Here is an 18,934-nt window from a genome sequence, read left to right on the forward strand (position 1 = left end):
TCTTTTTTACGGTAAAAGCTCGCAATCCACGCTCAAGTTTCTTTATCTCGGTTTACTTTGGTTGGTCTGAAGCCAATCGGCGAACCACGCTCAGGGTAAATCCCGAGCCGCCGCAAGCAGCGGCAAGCTGACGCGTACCAGCGTGCCGGCGAGGCGCGGCGACGTCTGGTAGACGTGATCGTCGATCGTCACGGTCCCACCATGCATCGTCGCGATTTCACGGACGATCGCGAGACCGAGCCCGCTGCCGTCACCTTCGCGGCCGAGTATTCGATAGAACCGCTCGACGACTTTCGGACGTTCGGCCGGTGCGATGCCGGGCCCTGTGTCCTCGACTTCGAGCAGGACCAACCCCTTGGCACGATCGGGCGCGACGCGCACGGTAATGCGCCCGCCCGCCGGCGTATAGCGGATGGCATTGTCGATGACGTTCGAGAGCATTTCGCGCAGCATCACCGCGTTGCCTGTCACCATCACCGGTTCTTCGGGGCCTTCGTAGCCGAGGTCCATTTCCTTCGCGAGCGCCGCTTGTACCCAGTCGCGCACGGCGAGGCGGGCGAGATGCGCGATCTCGAGCGACGTGAAGATCTGCCCTGTCATCCGGTTTTCCGCGCGCGCGAGCGCGAGCAGCTGCGTGACGAGACGCGCCGCCTGATCGGCGCTCGCGGCGATCTGCTCGAGCGAGAGCCGCACTTCGGGCGAGACTTCCTGCCGCAGCGCGAGCTCGGCCTGCGTATGCAGGCCCGCGAGCGGGGTTTTCATCTGATGCGCGGCGTCGGCAATGAACCGTTTCTGCAGGTCGATGTTCTGTTCGAGGCGCGTCAGCAGCTCGTTGAACGACGTGACGAGCGGCTCGATCTCGGGCGGCGCGCGGCGAGCCTCGAGCGGCGAGAGGTCGTCGGGCCGGCGCGCGCGCAAATTGGCCTGCAGCGCCGTCAGCGGTGCGAGCCCTCGCGAAAGGCCGAACCAGACGAGCACGATCGCGAGCGGCAAGATTACGAACTGCGGCAGGATCACGCCTTTGATGATGTCGTTGGCGAGCGCGCTGCGCTTGTCGAGCGTCTCGCCGACCTGGACGAGCACGCTTTGCCCGCCCGGCGCGGTGGGAACCTCGACGGTCGTATAGGCAACACGAATGTCATCGCCATGGAGTTGCGCATCGCGAAACTCGACGATACCCGGGTGCGGACGATCGTCATCGGCCGGCGACGGCATGTCGGGCACGCCGGCGACAAGCTCGCCGCGCGCGCCCAGCACTTGATAGAACACCTTGTCGGGGTTGTCGCCCGAGAGAAAGTCACGCGCGGCATCGGGCAGCGACAGCTCGGCCACGCCATTCACGGGATGGATCTGACGCGCGAGCACATAGACGTCGGTTTCGAGCGCACGGTCGAACGGGCCGTTCGCGAGTGTCTTGGCGACGAGATAGGTCACCGCGATGCTCATCGGCCACAGCAGCAGCAGCGGCGCGAGCATCCAGTCGAGAATTTCGCCGAAGAGCGAGCGCGGGCGCCCCGGCTCCGGGGCATCGGCTTCGTCGGCCGGCAGGAACGGATCGTCTCGGCCGCCGTGGCTCGTTGCAGCGCGGGCGGGGGCGGTCGAGGAAGACGGCGTGGGAGACGACGCGATAGCGGGCGCAGCTTTGCGTATCGGGTCGGACGGCCCCACCGGCCGCGGCGTGCCGCCGTCCTCCGAGGAAACGGGCGAGGCCACGGTTTGCCTACTTCGCGGGCGGGGGCGCGATCGCCGCAGCGCTGACATCGGCCGTCGAACTCGGCCCCGGCCCCGGCCCCGGGCCGGTGGCTGCGGGCTTTTCGAGGCAGTAGCCGAGCCCGCGCACAGTAATGATACGCACGCCGCTCGGCTCGATTTTCTTGCGCAGCCGATGCACGTAGACTTCGATCGCGTTGTTGCTGACTTCCTCGCCCCATTCGCAAAGATGGTCGACGAGCTGCTCTTTCGACACCAGCCGACCGATTCGCTGGAGCAGCACTTCCAGCACGCCGAGCTCGCGCGCGGAAAGCTCGACCACCTGATCGTTGACATAAGCGACGCGGCCGACCTGATCGAACGCGAGCGAGCCGTGCCGCACGACGGTCGGCCCGCCGCCCATGCCGCGCCGCGTCAGCGCCCGGACGCGGGCCTCGAGCTCGTTCAGGTGAAACGGCTTGGCCATGTAGTCGTCGGCGCCGAGGTCGAGCCCTTTCACGCGCTCGTCGACGCTGTCGGCGGCCGTGAGAATCAGCACGGGCAGGTTCGAATTGCGCGCGCGCAGCCGGCGCAGGACCTCGAGACCCGACATGCGTGGCAGGCCGAGATCGAGGATCAGGAGATCGAACGTCTGCATCGAGAGCGCCGCGTCGGCTTCGCTGCCGCCCTTCACATGATCGACGGCATAGCCCGATTGGCGGAGTGATCGGACGAGGCCGTCCGCGAGTATGCTGTCGTCTTCGGCAATGAGTATTCGCATGGTGCGCGAGAGGCGCGGGCGGGATGGCCCGATGCGCCGTTGTCTCCAATCCGGTGCTCCGCGTCCCGGCGGCTTTCCCCGTCTCGCCGTGCTGCGCTCGTTGTCGCAACGCAAATCCGCAACGCGTCGGGCTTGCAAAGAACCCTGTTTTTTTATACAGTGTCTGCGTTTCCCAGGGCTACCGCGCGACCCTTTCCTCGGCGTCGGCCGCCCGCCGAGAGACGCTGCTCATCATAGCAAAGGACGATTCATGGAAGAAAGCAAGAAAGGCTCGGCTGGACTGACTGCGGAAAAGAGCAAGGCGCTCGCCGCCGCGCTTGCGCAGATCGAGAAGCAGTTCGGCAAGGGGTCGGTCATGCGGCTCGGCGATGGCGAAGTGGCCCAGGATATTCAGGTGGTTTCGACGGGCTCGCTCGGCCTCGATATCGCACTCGGCGTGGGTGGCCTGCCGCGCGGGCGTGTGGTGGAGATCTACGGTCCGGAATCGTCGGGTAAGACCACGCTGACGCTGCAAGTCATTGCGGAAATGCAGAAGCTCGGCGGCACGGCGGCATTCATCGATGCCGAGCATGCGCTCGATATTCAATATGCGGCCAAACTCGGCGTGAATGTTTCCGATCTGCTGGTCTCGCAGCCCGATACGGGCGAGCAGGCGCTCGAGATCGCCGATGCGCTCGTGCGCTCGGGCTCGATCGACATGATCGTGATTGACTCGGTGGCGGCGCTCGTGCCGAAAGCCGAAATCGAAGGAGAAATGGGCGATGCGCTCCCCGGGCTGCAGGCACGCCTGATGTCGCAGGCGCTGCGCAAGCTCACCGGCACGATCAAGCGGACGAACTGCCTCGTCATCTTCATCAACCAGATCCGCATGAAGATCGGCGTGATGTTCGGCAATCCGGAAACGACGACGGGCGGCAACGCGCTGAAATTCTACGCGTCGGTGCGGCTCGATATTCGCCGCATCGGCTCGATCAAGAAGAATGACGAAGTGATCGGCAACGAAACGCGCGTGAAGGTCGTCAAGAACAAGGTGTCGCCGCCGTTCCGCGAAGCGATCTTCGATATCCTCTATGGCGAAGGCATCTCGCGCCAAGGGGAAATCATCGACCTCGGCGTGCAGGCGAAGATCGTCGACAAAGCAGGTGCCTGGTACAGCTACAACGGCGAACGAATCGGCCAGGGCAAGGACAATGCGCGCGAATTCCTGCGCGAGAACCCTGATATCGCCCGTGAAATCGAAAATCGCATTCGCGAATCGCTCGGCGTCAATACAATGCCAACCGCGGCGGGCGCTGGCGCAGAAGTAGCCGACGAAGAGGAGTAAGCGTCGGTGGCGGGCAAGGACCGCGATGCGGCGGGCGCAACGGTTCGCGAGCGGCCTGCTCGACCGGGGCGCTCGCTCAAAGGCCGAGCGCTAGCATATCTATCGAGGCGCGAATATAGCCGTGGCGAACTCGCTCGCAAGCTGGCGCCGTTCGCCGAAGAGCACGAATCGATCGACGCATTGATCGATTCGCTCGAGCGGGAAGGGTGGCTATCGGACGCGCGGTTCGCGGAAAGCGTCGTTCATCGCCGTGCATCTCGGATGGGCGCGAACCGGATCGTCGGCGAGTTGCGTCGCCATGACGTCGACGATGCGTTGATCGAAGCGGTCGGCGCTCAGCTGCGAGAAACGGAACTCTCGCGTGCACAAGCGGTTTGGCGCAAGAAGTACGGACAATTGCCGCAGACGCCGGCAGAACGTGCGAAGCAAGCGCGCTTTCTGGCCGGGCGCGGGTTCTCGCGCGCGACGATCATCCAGACCCTGAAAGGCGACGAGGGCCTCGGCGACGAGTAAGCGCCGTTTCGTCCCGCTTGCTTCCGCTTCCTTCCCCGCTTTCCTGGCGGAACCCGGGCTTTCCACTATGTTAAAATTCCCCGGTTTCTTCTCCAGCCGTCTCTCCTAGCATGCCGCTCCTTCCGCCCGCGTCCCGCCTTTGCACCATCGGCGTGCTATCCGGGCGCAAGCGTTCGAGCGCGACGATGGCCCATGGGACATTGCGGCGCCGCAGAGGCGCGCCATCCCCGCTTGCCCGACGCGGCAGGCGTGAACGAATCAGCCCATCACGAAGTTCAATCCAACTCTCAGACTGAAGGGAATCACGCATGAAGATTCACGAGTACCAGGGTAAGGAAATCCTGCGGAAATTCGGCGTCGCGGTGCCGCGCGGCAAGCCCGTGTTTTCGGTGGATGACGCGGTCAAGGCCGCTGAGGAGCTCGGCGGTCCGGTCTGGGTCGTGAAGGCCCAGATTCACGCGGGCGGTCGCGGCAAGGGCGGCGGCGTCAAGGTGGCGAAGTCGATCGAGCAGGTTCGCGAGTACGCGAGCCAGATCCTCGGCATGCAGCTCGTCACGCACCAGACGAGTCCGGAAGGCCAGAAGGTCAACCGTCTGCTCGTCGAAGAAGGCGCGGACATCAAGAAGGAGCTCTATGTCGGCCTCGTGATCGACCGCGTGACGCAAAAGGTCGCCGTCATGGGCTCGAGCGAAGGCGGTATGGAAATCGAAGAGGTCGCCGCCAAGAATCCCGAGGCGATCCACAAGGTGTTCGTCGATCCGGCCGCGGGGCTGGCCGACGCGGACGCCGATTCGCTCGCCAAGAAGATCGGCGTGCCCGACGCTTCCGTGCCGCAAGCGCGCGCGGTGCTTCAAGGGCTTTACAAAGCATTTTGGGAAACCGACGCATCGCTGGCCGAAATCAACCCGTTGATCCTGACGGGCGACGGCAAGGTGATCGCGCTCGACGCCAAGTTCAACTTCGATTCGAACGCGCTCTTCCGTCACCCGGAGATCGTGGCCTACCGCGACCTCGATGAAGAAGATCCGGCCGAGATCGAAGCGTCGAAGTTCGACCTCGCTTATATCTCGCTCGACGGTAACATCGGCTGCCTCGTCAACGGCGCGGGCCTCGCGATGGCGACGATGGATACGATCAAGCTGTTCGGCGGCGAGCCGGCGAACTTCCTCGACGTCGGCGGTGGCGCCACGACGGAGAAGGTCACCGAAGCGTTCAAGCTGATGCTGAAGAATCCCGGCCTCAAGGCCATTCTCGTGAACATCTTCGGCGGGATCATGCGTTGCGACGTGATCGCCGAAGGCGTCATCGCCGCCTCGAAGGCCGTGCATCTGCAAGTGCCGCTCGTCGTGCGCATGAAGGGCACGAACGAGGATCTCGGCAAGAAGATGCTCGCCGAATCGGGCCTGCCGATCATCTCGGCGGACAGCATGGAAGAGGCCGCGCGGAAGGTTGTCGCGGCGGCCGAAGGCAAGGCGGCGTAACGCGCCCGTGCGAAACAGGATACGGTTAGAGGTCAATACATGTCGATTCTGATCAACAAAGACACGAAGGTCATCACGCAGGGCATCACCGGCAAGACGGGTCAGTTCCATACGCGCGCATGCCGCGAGTACGCGAACGGCCGCGAGGCGTTCGTCGCGGGCGTGAATCCGAAGAAGGCCGGCGAGGATTTCGAGGGCATCCCGATCTTTGCGAGCGTGAAGGAGGCGAAGGCCCAAACGGGCGCGACCGTCTCGGTCATTTACGTGCCGCCGGCAGGCGCCGCCGCGGCGATCTGGGAAGCCGTCGAGGCCGATCTCGATCTCGCCATCTGCATCACCGAAGGCATTCCGGTGCGCGACATGATCGAAGTCCGGGACCGCATGCGTCGCGAAAACCGCAAGACGCTGCTGCTCGGGCCGAACTGCCCCGGCACGATCACGCCCGACGAGCTCAAGATCGGCATCATGCCCGGTCATATTCATCGGAAAGGCCGCATCGGCGTCGTTTCGCGCTCCGGCACGCTGACCTATGAAGCCGTGGCTCAACTGACGGCGCTCGGCCTTGGCCAATCGTCGGCGGTCGGTATCGGCGGCGACCCGATCAACGGGCTCAAGCACATCGACGTCATGAAGATGTTCAACGACGATCCCGATACGGACGCCGTCATCATGATCGGCGAGATCGGCGGCCCCGACGAAGCGAACGCGGCCTACTGGATCAAGGACAACATGAAGAAGCCCGTCGTCGGCTTCATCGCCGGCGTCACGGCGCCTCCGGGCAAGCGCATGGGTCACGCGGGCGCGCTGATCTCGGGCGGAGCCGACACGGCCGAGGCGAAGCTCGAAATCATGGAAGCCTGCGGGATCAAGGTCACGAAGAACCCGTCGGAGATGGGCCGCCTTTTGAAGTCGATTATCTGAGGCTCGTTCGCGGTCCCTCCCGCAGCGCGGGCAGGATCGCGAAGCAAAGCGCATCAGACCGCGGTGTTTTGGTATCCTTGCGAAACCGTTTCGTAAGGTAACCGATAGCCGACGCAAAGCGAGGAAGCACGAACGGCTTCCTCGTTTTTTTTTCGTCTTCGCCGATTGCCGCTCGTTGTCGGCGCCGCTTCAACCCTTTGCTTCGATCTCGCTGCCGTCCGGGAACGTCTATTGCGCCTCTTCTATGCTTGATTCCATGCTCGACTTCTTTACGACGCTCCATTGGGGCGCGGTTTTTCAGATCATCGTCATCGATATCCTGCTCGGCGGCGATAACGCCGTCGTGATCGCGCTTGCCTGTCGCAAGCTGCCGAGCAGCCAACGGATGCGAGGCGTGATCTGGGGAACGGCCGGCGCTATCCTGCTGCGCGTCGTTCTCATTGCGTTCGCCGTCGCTCTGCTCGATGTGCCGCTGCTCAAGTTCGCGGGCGGGCTTTTATTGCTCTGGATCGGGGTGAGGCTGCTCGCGCCGGCGCATGACGCGCACGAGAACATCAAGCCGGCGGACAAGCTCATCGCAGCAATCAAGACGATCATCATCGCGGACGCCGTCATGAGTCTCGACAACGTCATCGCGATCGCCGGCGCGGCCGAGGCCGCCGAACCGCACCATCGTGTCGCGCTCGTCGTGTTCGGCCTCGTCGTCAGCATTCCGCTCATCGTTTGGGGTAGCACGCTGGTGCTGAGGCTGCTCGATCGCTTTCCGATCATCGTCACACTTGGCGCGGCGTTGCTCGGCTGGATCGCGGGCGGTCTCATCGTCAACGACCCGGCCGGCGATCGCTGGCCGCTACTCGATACGCCCGCCGCGGAGTACGGGGCACGCATTGCCGGTGCGGTGTTCGTCGTTGCCGCGGGCTATGCGATCAAACGCCGAATGCGCCGGCGCGAGGCTGCGCGGGACGCGTCCCACGAGACCGACACGCCTCGCTCGTCCGGCCGCGACTGAGCGCTTTTCGCATTCTTCCGGACGCCGCCGCTCGGCGTTCCTTTGATCGATCGGCATCCCGCCCACGGATTGGCCGTTCGGCTGACTGCCCCCGCCGGCATCCGCCGGCTACTCTCCGAACCACTGCCCCTGCTCAAAGGGGAGCTTTTCCATCCGAGGCGTCCGTCCGGCGCGGATGCGGGTTTCGTCTCGCGTCGCTCCGTTCTGGGCGTTCGGGCCGATCCGGTTCGAGGAGTTTGGCAATGTCCGTCGTCGTTTTCGTATCCGCGCTGGCATCGATGGCGCGCGTTCGCCGCACATCTGGTTGCGGTTCGGGTTTTACGCTCGTCGAGCTGATGATCGTGCTCGCGATCGTCGGCGTGGTCGCGGCATACGCGATTCCTGCTTATCAGGACTATCTTGCGCGCAGTCGCGTGGGCGAGGGGTTGTCGCTTGCCGCGGCCGCGCGGCTCGCCGTCGCCGAAAACGCCGCAAGCGGTAATGCGCTCGGCAGCGGCTATGCGTCGCCGCCGCCCACGCGCAACGTCGAATCGATCGCGATCGACGACGACAGCGGCGAAATCTCGATCCGCTATACCGCGCGCGTGGCGCCACAGGGGAGCGAGACGCTGGTGCTCGTCCCATCGGTGCCTGACGACGCCTTTACGCCGACGGGGCGCGTCGCGCTTACGCGCGGCGCCATGCCGGCCGGCGCGGTGAACTGGGAATGCTTTGCGAGCGGCAAGAGCGCCTCGTCGCTGCCGGCGCCGGGCTCGGGACCCATGCCGGCCGAGGCCGCGACGCTACCCGCGAACGTCGCGCCGCCCGAATGTCGAGCATGACAAAGAGCCGGTCGAGGTGGCGCCACGGGAACGGGCGGCTCGAAAGGTCATGACGGGCGTCGCACAGCGTAACGTTTTTTTTGTATAGTGCGCCGATTGCCGACCGTCCGTTCCCTTCATGACTTCACCGTTTGCGCGCTATCTGTCGTTCGTACTGTTGGCCCTCGCGATGTTGCTTCCGTACGCGGTGACCAACCATACCTACCCGATCCCGACGTTTTATTCCGAGTTCACCGCTCTCGCACTCTACCTGCTGGTCGGCGCTTCGGTGGCATGGCTTGCGACGACCGCGCGGCCGGCTCCCTCGTTCGGGACGCCCTCGGTTGCGCTCGTGCCGCTTCTCTTCGGGCTCGTCCTGATCGCGCAGACGTTCGTCCTGCGCCTCGAGCAGCCGTCGATGAACTGGCTCGGCGCCGGGTTCTTGCTAGCGGCATTCATGGCGGCGCATGCGGGATATGGGTTTGCACGTGCGAATCTCACCAGAGAGGCGCTGCAGTGGGTGGCATGGGCGCTTGTCGTCGGCGGGCTCTTCGCCGTGTTTTGCCAGCTCGTTCAGCTTTTCCATGCCGAGGCGCGCTTTGCGCCATTCGTGGTGGCCTACAACGTGACCGTCGACCGCCGGCCGTTCGGCAATATGGCGCAAGCCAACCACCTTGCGACCGTCATCGCGTTCGCGCTCGCCGCGGCGATGTATCTGGTGCAGACGCGTCGGCTAGACGGCCTGCTATGGGCGGTCCTTTCATCGATTTACGTCCTCGGCCAGGCGCTGACGGTCTCACGCGGGCCGTGGCTGCAGACGGGGGTCGTCGTCGTGGCCGGGTTCTGGATGGCGGCTGTCACGGCACGGCGCGAACATTGGCGTGCGGGCGGGCGCCCGTGGCTGATCCCTGTCGTGCTCGTGGCGCTTTTCGTCATCGTGAACGTCGCCGTCCGCTGGGCGAATGTTCGCTATCACCTTAACCTCGATGTGTCCGCGGCGCACCGCTTCCATGACATAGGTCAGATCGCGCCGCGGCTCGCCATGTGGAAATACGGGTGGACGATGTTCGAGCAGCATCCGTGGCTCGGCGTCGGCTGGGGCGAGTTTCCGCGTTATCAGTTCAAGCTCGTGAAGACGCTCGGCGACGTGGAGATCGCCAACAACTCGCACGACGTTTTCATAGACTTGCTTGCGAAGACGGGTGTGATCGGCCTTGGCGTGGTGCTGATCGGCCTCCTCGCCTGGCTCGTGCGGGTGCTGCGCGTGCGGCATACGCGTTCGCGTGTATTCGGCCTCTCGCTCATCGGCGTGCTCGTCATGCATGCGCTCGTCGAGTACCCGCAGCAGTACATGTTCTTCCTGCTGCCCGCGATGTTCGTACTCGGCATCCTGGAGACGAAACCGCTCGGCTTCGTGCCGCCGCGCGCGTCTTTGGCGCTGCATACGCTCATCGTCATCGCCGGGCTCGCGGCGCTCGAGCCGATCCATCGGGACTATGCGCGCGCCGAGGTGCTCTATTACGGCGCCCGGCCGGGGGAGCAATATCGCGCGGCACCGTCGTTCCTGTTCGGCGCGTGGGGTGAATACGGGATGGCCACGCTGCTCCCGATCGACAGCAACGATCTCCAGACGAAGCTCGCGATGCACAAACAGGCGATCGCACTGCTCCCCGGCGAGACAGTGCTGAGGCGCTATGCGGTGTTGCAAGCGCTCGATGGCCGGCAGGCCGACGCGCTCGATACCGTCGAACGACTGAAGATCTTTGCCACCGTACTGCACGACTGGCCGGCCCAGCTTTCGGGGCTTTACGAGCTTTGCGACGACGAACCGAAGCTGGCGGGATTCAAGGCCGAGCTCGCAAAACGATACGGCAATCCGCCGGAAACGGGACACGATGACGAAGGCGATGACGAGTAGGGGTTAACTGTTCTCAAGCAAGCGCCCCGCCGTGCCGATATCGAGTAAGAAGGGGTTCACCGGGGTTCTGGTAAGAGAATTGGCATGCACGGCACCTACAATCTGCCGCTCGTCGCGCTGTCGCTCGTTGTCGCGACGCTCGCGTCGTATACGGCGCTGGACTTGTCGGGCCGCATCGTGCTGCTCGGGAACAAGCGATTGCGTCTCGCCTGGCTTGGCGGCGGCGCTACCGCGATGGGCATCGGCATCTGGTCGATGCACTTCATTGGTGTACTGTCGTTCTCGCTGCCGATTCCCATCGGTTACGACCTCACGCTCACGGGCGTCTCGCTGCTGATTGCGATTCTCGTCTCGGGATTTGCGCTCTATGTGATCACCGGCGCGCGGCTGACCTGGCGGCGCCTTGCCGCCGGCAGCGTCCTGATGGGGTTCGGTATCGCCGGGATGCACTATACCGGTGACGCCGCGATGCTGATGCGGCCCGGGATCGTGTACGACCGGACGCTGCTCGCCTTGTCGATCGTCATTGCAATCGTTGCCTCGGGCGCCGCGCTATGGATCGCGCGCACGCTCAGCGACGCGGCGCAGCGTCACTTGAGCCGCAAGCGTCTGGCAGCCGCGTGTGTGATGGGGCTCGCGATTACCGGAATGCACTACACCGGCACTGTCGCGGCCACATTCCTGCCTGGTTCGGTATGCGGCGCGGCCAGCGGTATCGACATGTATTGGCTGGCGACGACAGTCACGCTGTTCACGTTCGCGATCCTGATCGTCACGCTCATCCTGTCGCGCTTCGATGCGCGGACTGCGTTCCTCTCGAGCTCCGTCTCACAACTGAACGGGCAGATCGTGCGGATGGCCACCTTCGATAGCCTCACGGACCTGCCGAACCGCCGGACGCTGAACGAGCGGATGGAACGGGCGATCGCGAGGGCGAGCGCGGCCGATACGCGGTTCGCAATCCTGTTCATGGACCTCGACGGTTTCAAGACCATCAACGACTCGTTGGGCCACTCGATGGGCGACGAGGTGCTGAAAGCCTTTGCGTGGCGGCTGCGAAACTGCGTTCGCGGAACGGACACCGTCGCTCGGCTCGGGGGAGACGAATTCGTCGTGCTGCTTGAAGACATCACCGCGCGCGACGATGCGCGCCGGATGGCGGAGAGTTTGCTCCAGCGCATGCGCAAAGGGCTTCGCGTCGTCGGCCAACGGTTGCAGGTGACGCCCAGCATCGGCATAGCGCTGTATCCGCAAGACGGCGATACCGCCGAAGCGTTGCTGAAGAACGCCGATGCGGCGATGTACGAAGCGAAGCGCGGCGGACGCAGCATGTACCGATTCTTCGAGACGGCGATGAACGAGGCAGCCACGCGCACGCTGGAGATTCAGCGCGCGTTGCACGATGCGCTTCGGTCAGGTCACTTCGCGGTGCATTTTCAGCCGAAATTCCGCGGCGCCAGTGCCGATCTCGCGGGCGCGGAGGCTTTGCTGAGACTCTCACATCCGGAACTGGGCGTACTCGCGCCGCAAGAGTTCATTCCGATTGCGGAGCGCTCGGGCCAGATCGTGCAGATCGGCTATTGGGTCGTGCGGGAGACATGCCGCCAGATGCGGCGTTGGCGAGCGGAGGGGCTTCCGACGGTTCGCATTGCCATCAACCTTTCACCGCGGCAGTTGGCACAACCGGATCTCGTCGCATCGATCCTCGACATCGTGCGTGCGGAGCAGGTCGCGCCCGAACATTTGATGTTCGAGATCACGGAGACCGTTGCGATGCAGGATGCACCGCGCACGACCGAAATGATTCGGGCGTTTCAGGAGAGCGGTTTCGAGATCGCGATCGACGATTTCGGTACCGGCTACTCGAGCCTCGCCTACCTGCAGCGATTCCGCGCGAAGCAACTGAAGATCGACCGCTTCTTTACGAGCGGGCTCGACGCGGACGGCTATGAAGGCGGCGCGATCGTGCAGGCCATCATCGCACTGGCGCATTCGCTGCAGATGGACGTGGTCGCGGAGGGAGTCGAAACGGTGTCGCAACTCGAGCGGCTGAAAGCGCTCAAGTGCGACGAAGTACAGGGCTTTTTGCTCGGGCGGCCGCAGGACGCCGAGAAGTTCGCGGCGTTGCTCGGGAGCCGCACGGTCTGTGTCTAGCGTTCAAGCGTAGGCTTCCGACTGGACCTTACCCCCGCGCCGTCCAGTCCCCCGACTTCCCACCGTGCTTCTCGCGCACGCTGACATCGGTAATGGTCATCCCCCGATCCACCGCCTTGCACATGTCGTAAATCGTCAGCAGGCCGACCTGCACAGCAGTCAGCGCTTCCATCTCCACGCCGGTGCGTCCGAGCGTTTCCACTTGCGCCGTGCAATGCACGCCGGGCAGCGCATCGTCGAGCGCGAAATCAACCGCCACGCGCGTCAACGCAAGCGGATGACAGAGCGGGATGAGATCTGCCGTCCGCTTGGCACCTTGAATCGCAGCGATGCGCGCAACACCGAGCACATCGCCTTTCTTCGCGGTGCCGCCGCGAATCAGCGCGAGCGTCTCCGGCAGCATGCGGATCGAGCCGCGCGCGACCGCAATGCGTTTCGTTTCGTCCTTCCCGCCGACGTCCACCATGTGCGCCTGACCGGCCGCATCGAAATGTGTCAGTTCCGCCATCACGTGGGCTCCTTAAGAGGGCGCCTATGTTAGCAGCCGCCCGCGCGCTCGGCGCTAGCCGAGCTGGTCGAGGTGCGGGCGGCTGGATCAGTCGAACCTAGTATGCGCGGATCCGCGCCACCCAGCCTCGGTCAGCGGATCTCGACCTGATAAGCGAATTCGCTCGCCGGTCCGCGCGAGCGGCGCCATTCCAGTGGGCGACGATCGTAGCCATAGGCGAGCCGCTCGACGACGACCACGGGCGTGCCCGGATCGATGCGCAAGAGCCGCGCGTGCATCATGTCGACGATCTCGATCGTCAGTCTCTCGCTCGCGGAGGCGATCACCTGGTGGCAATACGTTTCATAGACCGGATAAAGAAGATCGCCGATCTCGCTCGTATCGAGCATGGCGAACGCCGCGAAAGGCTTGTAAGGCAACCAGATTTCCTCGGCCAGGATCGGCGCATCGCCGACGAGCCGCAGCCGCGACATATGAATGACGCGAGCCGACCGCTCGATTCGCAACGTGGCGGAGACTTCCGAAGGCGCCTCCGTCACCTCCCGCATCAAAATTCGGCTCGCGCGAACAGATCGATCGTGCCGTTCGTCGTGCAAGCGAAAAAAGCGCAGAAGCGAGCCGTCGAAGTTCGGCCGGCGCACGAACGTACCGCGGCCCTGAAAACGTTCGAGCAAGCCGTCGGCGACGAGCCGATCGATGGCCTTGCGAACGGTGCCGATCGCAAGGCCATAAGTGCTTGCGAGTTCGTGCTCGGTCGGGATCGCTTGTCCAGGTGACCAACGGTGTTCGGCGATCTGCCCGGCGAGTTCGTCGCGAAGCCGTTGATAGCGCGGCAAGCGAGTGTCGATCGACATCTTCCGTCCCTCGATATCCGGCGCGACCCTTCTCCTTGCAAGAACAGCCCATTGGTCAACTAGTCATTTGTATGTCTATAGCACTCGCGCCTTTATTGGAGTGTAGGCGCTCGTTGCAACGATTGCAGGCGTCGGCAGGGCGTTCGACTTGGCGTCAATCGCCTGACGAATGTGTCGCGCCGACGCCCGCCGAGGCGGGGCTCGCGACGAAGCCGAAGCGACTGGCGACATCGGCTCGGGCAATGGTCTCGATCGGCAAGTCTTGCCCGTCGCACCAATGGAAGCGGCCCACACCGCCATCGTCGCCGAGCGAGGCAAAGTCGCTGAAAAGATCGAGATCGTGATCGTGCAGCAATGCCACGCGCGGCCGCGTTGCCGCATCGACGAACAGCACGGCGCCTTCTTCGTCGATCAGCGCCGAGCGAGGCTCGAATGCGCCGCCGGTCTGATCGGTGAGCGTCAGCGTGCGCTTTCCATCTCGATCGGTGAGCGCGAGGCGCACGACCCATGGCGTATAGGCAAGCTCGACATAGACGCGTTGCGGTCCATTCTGAAAGAACCACATGCCGCGCTCGTCGCATTCGTAGTTGCGGTTGATGAAGCCTAAGAGCGCGACATGCCTGACAGGCGCGCCGAGTTCGCCGAGCGCTTGGGCGCGTTCGTCGCGCATGCGCCAGGCACCGCGTCTGTCGAGCAGTAGCCAGCCTGTGCAGTGCGGCACGTTCGGCCACTTCGCGAGCGCGGCCTTGACGATGTCATCCATTTTTCGTGTGTGGCTCTAGAAACGAGAAAACGCGCCGCGGCAGCCAGTCCATGCGCCCGGGAAACGGCCCGGTCATGAAACCGACGTGCCCGCCGGCTTCGGGCTGATCGAGCTCGATGGCCGGCGAGACCTCGGCGCGCGTCGGCAACGCCGTGCTCGGAAGAAACGGGTCGTTGCGCGCGTTGAGGACGAGCGTCGGCACGACTACGTCAGGCAAAAGCGGCCTGGTCGTCGCACGCGTCCAGTAATCGTCCGTATTGCGGAATCCGTGCAGCGGCGCCGTCACAACGTTGTCGTAATCGTACATCGTGCGGCTCGCAAGCATCGCGTCGCGGTCGAAGAGCCCCGGATATTGCTCGAGCTTTTGCAGCGCCTTCTTCTTGAGCGTTTTCAGGAAGCTCAACGTGTAGACGAGCGCGAAGCCCTGCGAAAGCGCCCGCCCGCCGGCGTGAACATCGAGCGGCGTCGAGATGGCCGCCGCGGCGGCGACGAATGCCGCGTCCGTGCCGCGCTCGCCGAGCCAGTGCAAAAGCACGTTGCCGCCGAGCGAAACGCCTGCGACGACGATGGGCCCGCGATGTCCGTCTCGTAGGCGGCGCAGCACCCAGTCCACCTCGTCGCTGTCGGCGAGGTGATAAAAGCGCGGCGCGAGATTGAGCGGGCCGCTGCAACTGCGAAAGTGCGGCACCACGCCGTGCCAGCCGAAACCGCGCGCCGTAGCCATCAGCACGCGCGCATAGTGCGAATCGGAGCTGCCCTCGAGACCGTGGAACAACACGAAAAGCGGCGCGTCGGGCGGGGGCGCCGCCGCGCTGCCCTCGGGGTAGGCGATCCAGTCGAGTTCGATGAAGTCGCCATCGGGCGTCGTCCATCGCTCGCGCCGGTAATCGACGGCGGGCAGGCGTGCGAAGAGCGCCGGGATGATCGTCTGCGCGTGGTTCGTCGGCAGCCATCGCGGTGGGCAGTAGAGCAGATCGATGAGCGTCTCGGCGGCTACCCGGCTCGCTGCCGGAACCGAAGTTGACTTCCCGTTTGCCGTGCTCATTGCTTTCCCCAACACCAAAACGCGGCGGGCGGCGGCAAGCCGTCCCGCTTAGTGCAATGCGCCCTGTCCTTGCCGCATCTTCGCGACGAACTCGTTGGCCGTCTCGTTCGGCATCGTGCTCGCATGAACGTGCGCGATGCGCCATTCGCCGCGCTCGTGAACCATCACGTAGGTCGTGTAGACCATGCGCGGTGGCGCGAGCGGGTCCCGCAGCCGGTGCGCTTCCGCGACGGCATAGACGACGGTTCCGAGGCTGTCGTAGACACGGACGTCGAGCGGCTCCACCGCGGCCGGCAGCGCCTGCCCGGCCGCCAATTGCGCAAGCCCCGCACGAATACTGTCGATGCCATGCCAATGTGACCCGCTCGCGTCGATGAAGCTCGCGAAGTCCTCGTCGATCCACAGGGCCATCAGGCCGTCGATATCGTTTTCAGCGACGGTCTGGTAGTACGCGTTCAGTGTGTCGGCTGCGGCTTCGAAGAGTCGGGCAAAGCGTGGCATCGGATAGCTCGTCCAGGTTTTTTCTCGCGCGCCAAGGCGCTTGGTTCGGCTGGCTTGGTCGGCGTATGCGCACGCTGCAACGATGTGCGTTCGCCGCCGGCCAAGCCCAATTCTTCCGCCCGCCGTGTCGCGCCCTCGCTCTATGAACGCACGAAGGCGGTGCGGCGTCCGTGCGTCAGCGCTCGCCGAGCAGCATCCCGCGCAAATCGCCGAACACCTGCTCGGCCGTGAGCTCACGCAGGCACCGCAAGTGACCGAGCGGGCATTCGCGCGCAAAGCAGGGGCTGCATTCGAGGTGGAGCCATTGTACCTTCGCAAGGTCCGATAACGGCGGAGTGTGGCGCGGATCGCTCGAGCCGAAAACGGCGACGAGCGGGCGCCGCAGCGCAGCGGCGACGTGCATGAGCCCGGAGTCGTTGCTGACGACGGCGCTCGCGCGCGCGATGAGCGCGCATGCTTCCCCGAGCGAAGTTTGACCGCAGAGGTTGCGCAGCGCCGGCGCTCGCTCGGCGATGGCCTGCGCGAGCGGCGCATCCTTGCCGGAGCCGAGTGCGACGATCTGCGTATAAGGGAACGATTGCCCGATCATCTGCGCGAGGGACGCGAAATGCTCGGCAGGCCAGCGCTTGGCGTTGCCGTACTCGGCCCCCGGACAAAAGACGACGAGCGGCACGCGCGTATCGAGATTGAAGCGCGTCGATACGCGCATCGACTCGTTCAGGTCGGTCTCGAGACGGGGCGTCGGCAGGCGCGCTGACAGGTCGGACAGGTTGGCGCCCGGCGCATAGGCCAGCGCGGCGTAATGCGCGGCCATCGGCCCGCGCGCGTCCTTGCTTGGGTTCGCGTGGCGGACGTTGAGAAGCCCATAGCGCCGCTCACCCGTATAGCCGATCCGCAGACGGATGCCGGCGAGCCACGGAATGAACGCCGACTTCAGCGAATTCGGCAACACATAGGCCGCGTCGTAGCCCACGTCGCGCAAATCGCCGGCGAGTTGCCAGCGCCGCATGAGCTGCAGCTTGCCGTGAGCGAGGTCGGTGGCGTGGACCTCGTGGATTTCGGGCATGCGCTCGAGGACGGGCGCGACCCAGGTGGGCGCGAGCGCATCGATGACGATGCGCGGATGCAGCTGCCTCAGCAGCGCGAAAAGCGGCTGCGCCATCAATGCGTCACCGATCCAGTTCGGTGCGATAACCAACGCGCGACGCATCAGTGTGAGTATCCGAGGTCCAAGTCAAACGCGGCCGTTGATGGGGCCGCACGAGGCAGTGAAATCGAGCGAAGCCACGCACCGCCCGTTCGATCCGAGCGGAGCGCAGCGGCTTCGATGATTCAATGCGGCGTCGAGTGTGCCGTCAATGATGGCCCTTGACGATTTCTCCGTCGCGCAGCTTATAGCGCGTGCCGCAGTAGGGGCAGCGGGCTTCGCCGTGCGAGACGTCGATGAATACACGCGGATGCGCGCTCCAGCGCGGCATCGAGGGGTTGGGGCAATAAGCGGGCAGATCTTTCGCTGACAGCTCGATCAGCGGCATTTCTTTGATGGTGCTCATGAGGACCAGTTCTCGTTGTATGCGATATGCTGCGGCGATGCGGGCGCGGCAAACGACGCCGGACCATTGCCGGCGTCGCGGCGCGGGCCGCGCGTCACACCTTCGTGAGCCAATGGGCGTACTTGGCATTCTTGCCCGAGACGATATCGAAGAAGGCCGATTGCAGCTTCTCGGTTATCGGGCCGCGCACGCCGCTGCCGATCGTCCGATTGTCGAGCTCGCGAATCGGCGTCACCTCGGCGGCCGTGCCGGTGAAGAACGCTTCGTCGGCCGTATAGACTTCGTCGCGCGTAATCCGCTTTTCGATGACTTCGATGCCGGCTTCCCGCGCAAGCGTGATGATGGTGTCGCGGGTGATGCCGTCGAGGCACGACGAGAGGTCGGGCGTGTAGATCTTTCCGTTGTTCACGAGGAAGAAGTTTTCGCCCGAGCCTTCGGAAACGTAGCCGTCGACGTCGAGCAAAAGCGCCTCGTCGTAGCCGTCGGCCGTCGCTTCCTGGTTCGCGAGGATCGAGTTGACGTACCAGCCTGATGCCTTCGCGCGCACCATCGAGACGTTGACGTGGTGGCGCGTGAACGACGACGTTTTCACGCGAATACCCTTCGTGATGCCTTCCTCGCCGAGGTAGGCCCCCCAGGGCCAGGCCGCGATCGCGACGTGAATGGTGTTGCCGCGCGCCGACACGCCGAGCTTTTCTGAGCCGACCCAGGCGATCGGCCGGATATAAGCCGACTCGAGCCCGTTCGCGCGCACGACCTCGGCTTGGGCGGCGATCAGCGTTTCGCGATCGAACGGAATATCCATCTGGAAGATCTTCGCCGAATTGAAGAGCCGTTTCGTATGCTCTTTGAGGCGGAAGATTGCCGTGCTGCCGTCGGCCGTCTTGTAGGCGCGCACGCCCTCGAAGACGCCCATGCCGTAGTGCAGCGTATGGGTGAGGACGTGGATCGTGGCATCGCGCCACTCGATCAGCTTGCCGTCCATCCAGATCTTGCCGTCGCGGTCGGCCATTGACATTCGTAATCTCCTAGCGGGTGGGCCCCGTCCGGTAAATGCGCCATTTTAGCGTCTTTTGCACTCATTCCGGACATGGAGCGCGCAAAGGGGCGATATAATCGG

The 18,934-nt window shown here is 64.3% G+C and carries 17 protein-coding genes and 1 pseudogene; 8 read left to right on the plus strand and 10 right to left on the minus strand.

Going from position 1 to position 18,934, the window contains the following annotated elements; genetic code table 11:
* Positions 1–90: 90 nt before the first annotated feature.
* Both AB4Y31_RS11995 and AB4Y31_RS12000 read right to left on the minus strand, forming a co-directional pair.
* Positions 91–1,713 (minus strand): sensor histidine kinase N-terminal domain-containing protein, encoded by a 1,623-nt coding sequence (locus AB4Y31_RS11995; RefSeq protein ID WP_368674091.1) that lies wholly within the window; start codon positions 1,711–1,713, stop codon positions 91–93.
* Between the two features lie 7 nt (positions 1,714–1,720).
* Positions 1,721–2,470 carry a response regulator gene (locus AB4Y31_RS12000; RefSeq protein WP_368674092.1) on the minus strand — a complete coding sequence of 250 codons (750 nt, stop codon included), beginning with the start codon at positions 2,468–2,470 and terminating at the stop codon, positions 1,721–1,723.
* A 250-nt stretch (positions 2,471–2,720) separates the two neighbouring features.
* On the opposite strand from AB4Y31_RS12000, the gene recA reads away from it, so the two are divergent.
* The 8 genes and pseudogenes from recA (at position 2,721) to AB4Y31_RS12040 (ending at position 12,590) form a co-directional block, all read left to right on the plus strand.
* Positions 2,721–3,794 carry a recombinase RecA gene (gene recA, locus AB4Y31_RS12005; protein ID WP_368674093.1) on the plus strand — a complete coding sequence of 358 codons (1,074 nt, stop codon included), beginning with the start codon at positions 2,721–2,723 and terminating at the stop codon, positions 3,792–3,794.
* 24 nt (positions 3,795–3,818) lie between these two features.
* Positions 3,819–4,307, plus strand: a pseudogene (gene recX, locus AB4Y31_RS12010) (recombination regulator RecX); the annotation flags it as partial.
* Positions 4,308–4,615: 308 nt separating this feature from the next.
* Positions 4,616–5,788, plus strand: coding sequence for an ADP-forming succinate--CoA ligase subunit beta (gene sucC / locus AB4Y31_RS12015; RefSeq protein WP_368674094.1), 1,173 nt, complete (start codon positions 4,616–4,618; stop codon positions 5,786–5,788).
* A gap of 39 nt (positions 5,789–5,827) precedes the next feature.
* Positions 5,828–6,709 carry a succinate--CoA ligase subunit alpha gene (sucD, locus tag AB4Y31_RS12020; RefSeq protein ID WP_018443810.1) on the plus strand — a complete coding sequence of 294 codons (882 nt, stop codon included), beginning with the start codon at positions 5,828–5,830 and terminating at the stop codon, positions 6,707–6,709.
* Positions 6,710–6,965: 256 nt separating this feature from the next.
* Positions 6,966–7,718, plus strand: coding sequence for a TerC family protein (locus AB4Y31_RS12025; protein WP_368674496.1), 753 nt, complete (start codon positions 6,966–6,968; stop codon positions 7,716–7,718).
* 278 nt (positions 7,719–7,996) lie between these two features.
* A complete protein-coding gene (locus AB4Y31_RS12030) occupies positions 7,997–8,539 on the plus strand; it encodes a pilin (RefSeq protein WP_368674497.1) in 543 nt (180 codons plus the stop codon).
* Positions 8,540–8,657: 118 nt separating this feature from the next.
* A complete protein-coding gene (locus AB4Y31_RS12035) occupies positions 8,658–10,436 on the plus strand; it encodes a Wzy polymerase domain-containing protein (RefSeq protein ID WP_368674095.1) in 1,779 nt (592 codons plus the stop codon).
* 84 nt (positions 10,437–10,520) lie between these two features.
* The gene (locus AB4Y31_RS12040) at positions 10,521–12,590 is read left to right on the plus strand and encodes a putative bifunctional diguanylate cyclase/phosphodiesterase (RefSeq protein ID WP_368674096.1); all 2,070 of its coding nucleotides are present in this window, start codon (positions 10,521–10,523) and stop codon (positions 12,588–12,590) included.
* Positions 12,591–12,618: 28 nt separating this feature from the next.
* On the opposite strand, the gene moaC is transcribed toward AB4Y31_RS12040, so the two are convergent.
* From moaC to AB4Y31_RS12080, 8 genes are all read right to left on the minus strand, one after another.
* The gene (gene moaC, locus AB4Y31_RS12045; RefSeq protein ID WP_368674097.1) at positions 12,619–13,098 is read right to left on the minus strand and encodes a cyclic pyranopterin monophosphate synthase MoaC; all 480 of its coding nucleotides are present in this window, start codon (positions 13,096–13,098) and stop codon (positions 12,619–12,621) included.
* Between the two features lie 131 nt (positions 13,099–13,229).
* Positions 13,230–13,952, minus strand: a complete 723-nt coding sequence (locus tag AB4Y31_RS12050; RefSeq protein WP_368674098.1) for a GntR family transcriptional regulator — start codon at positions 13,950–13,952, stop codon at positions 13,230–13,232.
* A 154-nt stretch (positions 13,953–14,106) separates the two neighbouring features.
* Entirely contained in the window at positions 14,107–14,715 is a 609-nt protein-coding gene (locus AB4Y31_RS12055) for a DUF2946 family protein (RefSeq protein ID WP_368674099.1), read from the minus strand.
* Positions 14,708–15,760, minus strand: coding sequence for a YheT family hydrolase (locus AB4Y31_RS12060; protein ID WP_368674100.1), 1,053 nt, complete (start codon positions 15,758–15,760; stop codon positions 14,708–14,710). The genes AB4Y31_RS12055 and AB4Y31_RS12060 overlap by 8 nt, the downstream gene beginning before the upstream one ends.
* 48 nt (positions 15,761–15,808) lie before the next feature.
* The gene (locus AB4Y31_RS12065) at positions 15,809–16,261 is read right to left on the minus strand and encodes a nuclear transport factor 2 family protein (RefSeq protein WP_018443821.1); all 453 of its coding nucleotides are present in this window, start codon (positions 16,259–16,261) and stop codon (positions 15,809–15,811) included.
* A gap of 175 nt (positions 16,262–16,436) precedes the next feature.
* A complete protein-coding gene (gene waaF / locus AB4Y31_RS12070) occupies positions 16,437–17,471 on the minus strand; it encodes a lipopolysaccharide heptosyltransferase II (protein ID WP_368674101.1) in 1,035 nt (344 codons plus the stop codon).
* 145 nt (positions 17,472–17,616) lie between these two features.
* Positions 17,617–17,814 carry a zinc-finger domain-containing protein gene (locus tag AB4Y31_RS12075; RefSeq protein ID WP_368674102.1) on the minus strand — a complete coding sequence of 66 codons (198 nt, stop codon included), beginning with the start codon at positions 17,812–17,814 and terminating at the stop codon, positions 17,617–17,619.
* A gap of 94 nt (positions 17,815–17,908) precedes the next feature.
* A complete protein-coding gene (locus tag AB4Y31_RS12080) occupies positions 17,909–18,832 on the minus strand; it encodes a branched-chain amino acid transaminase (protein WP_368674103.1) in 924 nt (307 codons plus the stop codon).
* Positions 18,833–18,934: the final 102 nt, after the last annotated feature.

Source organism: Trinickia sp. EG282A, from assembly GCF_040965455.1.
GTDB lineage: Bacteria > Pseudomonadota > Gammaproteobacteria > Burkholderiales > Burkholderiaceae > Trinickia > Trinickia symbiotica.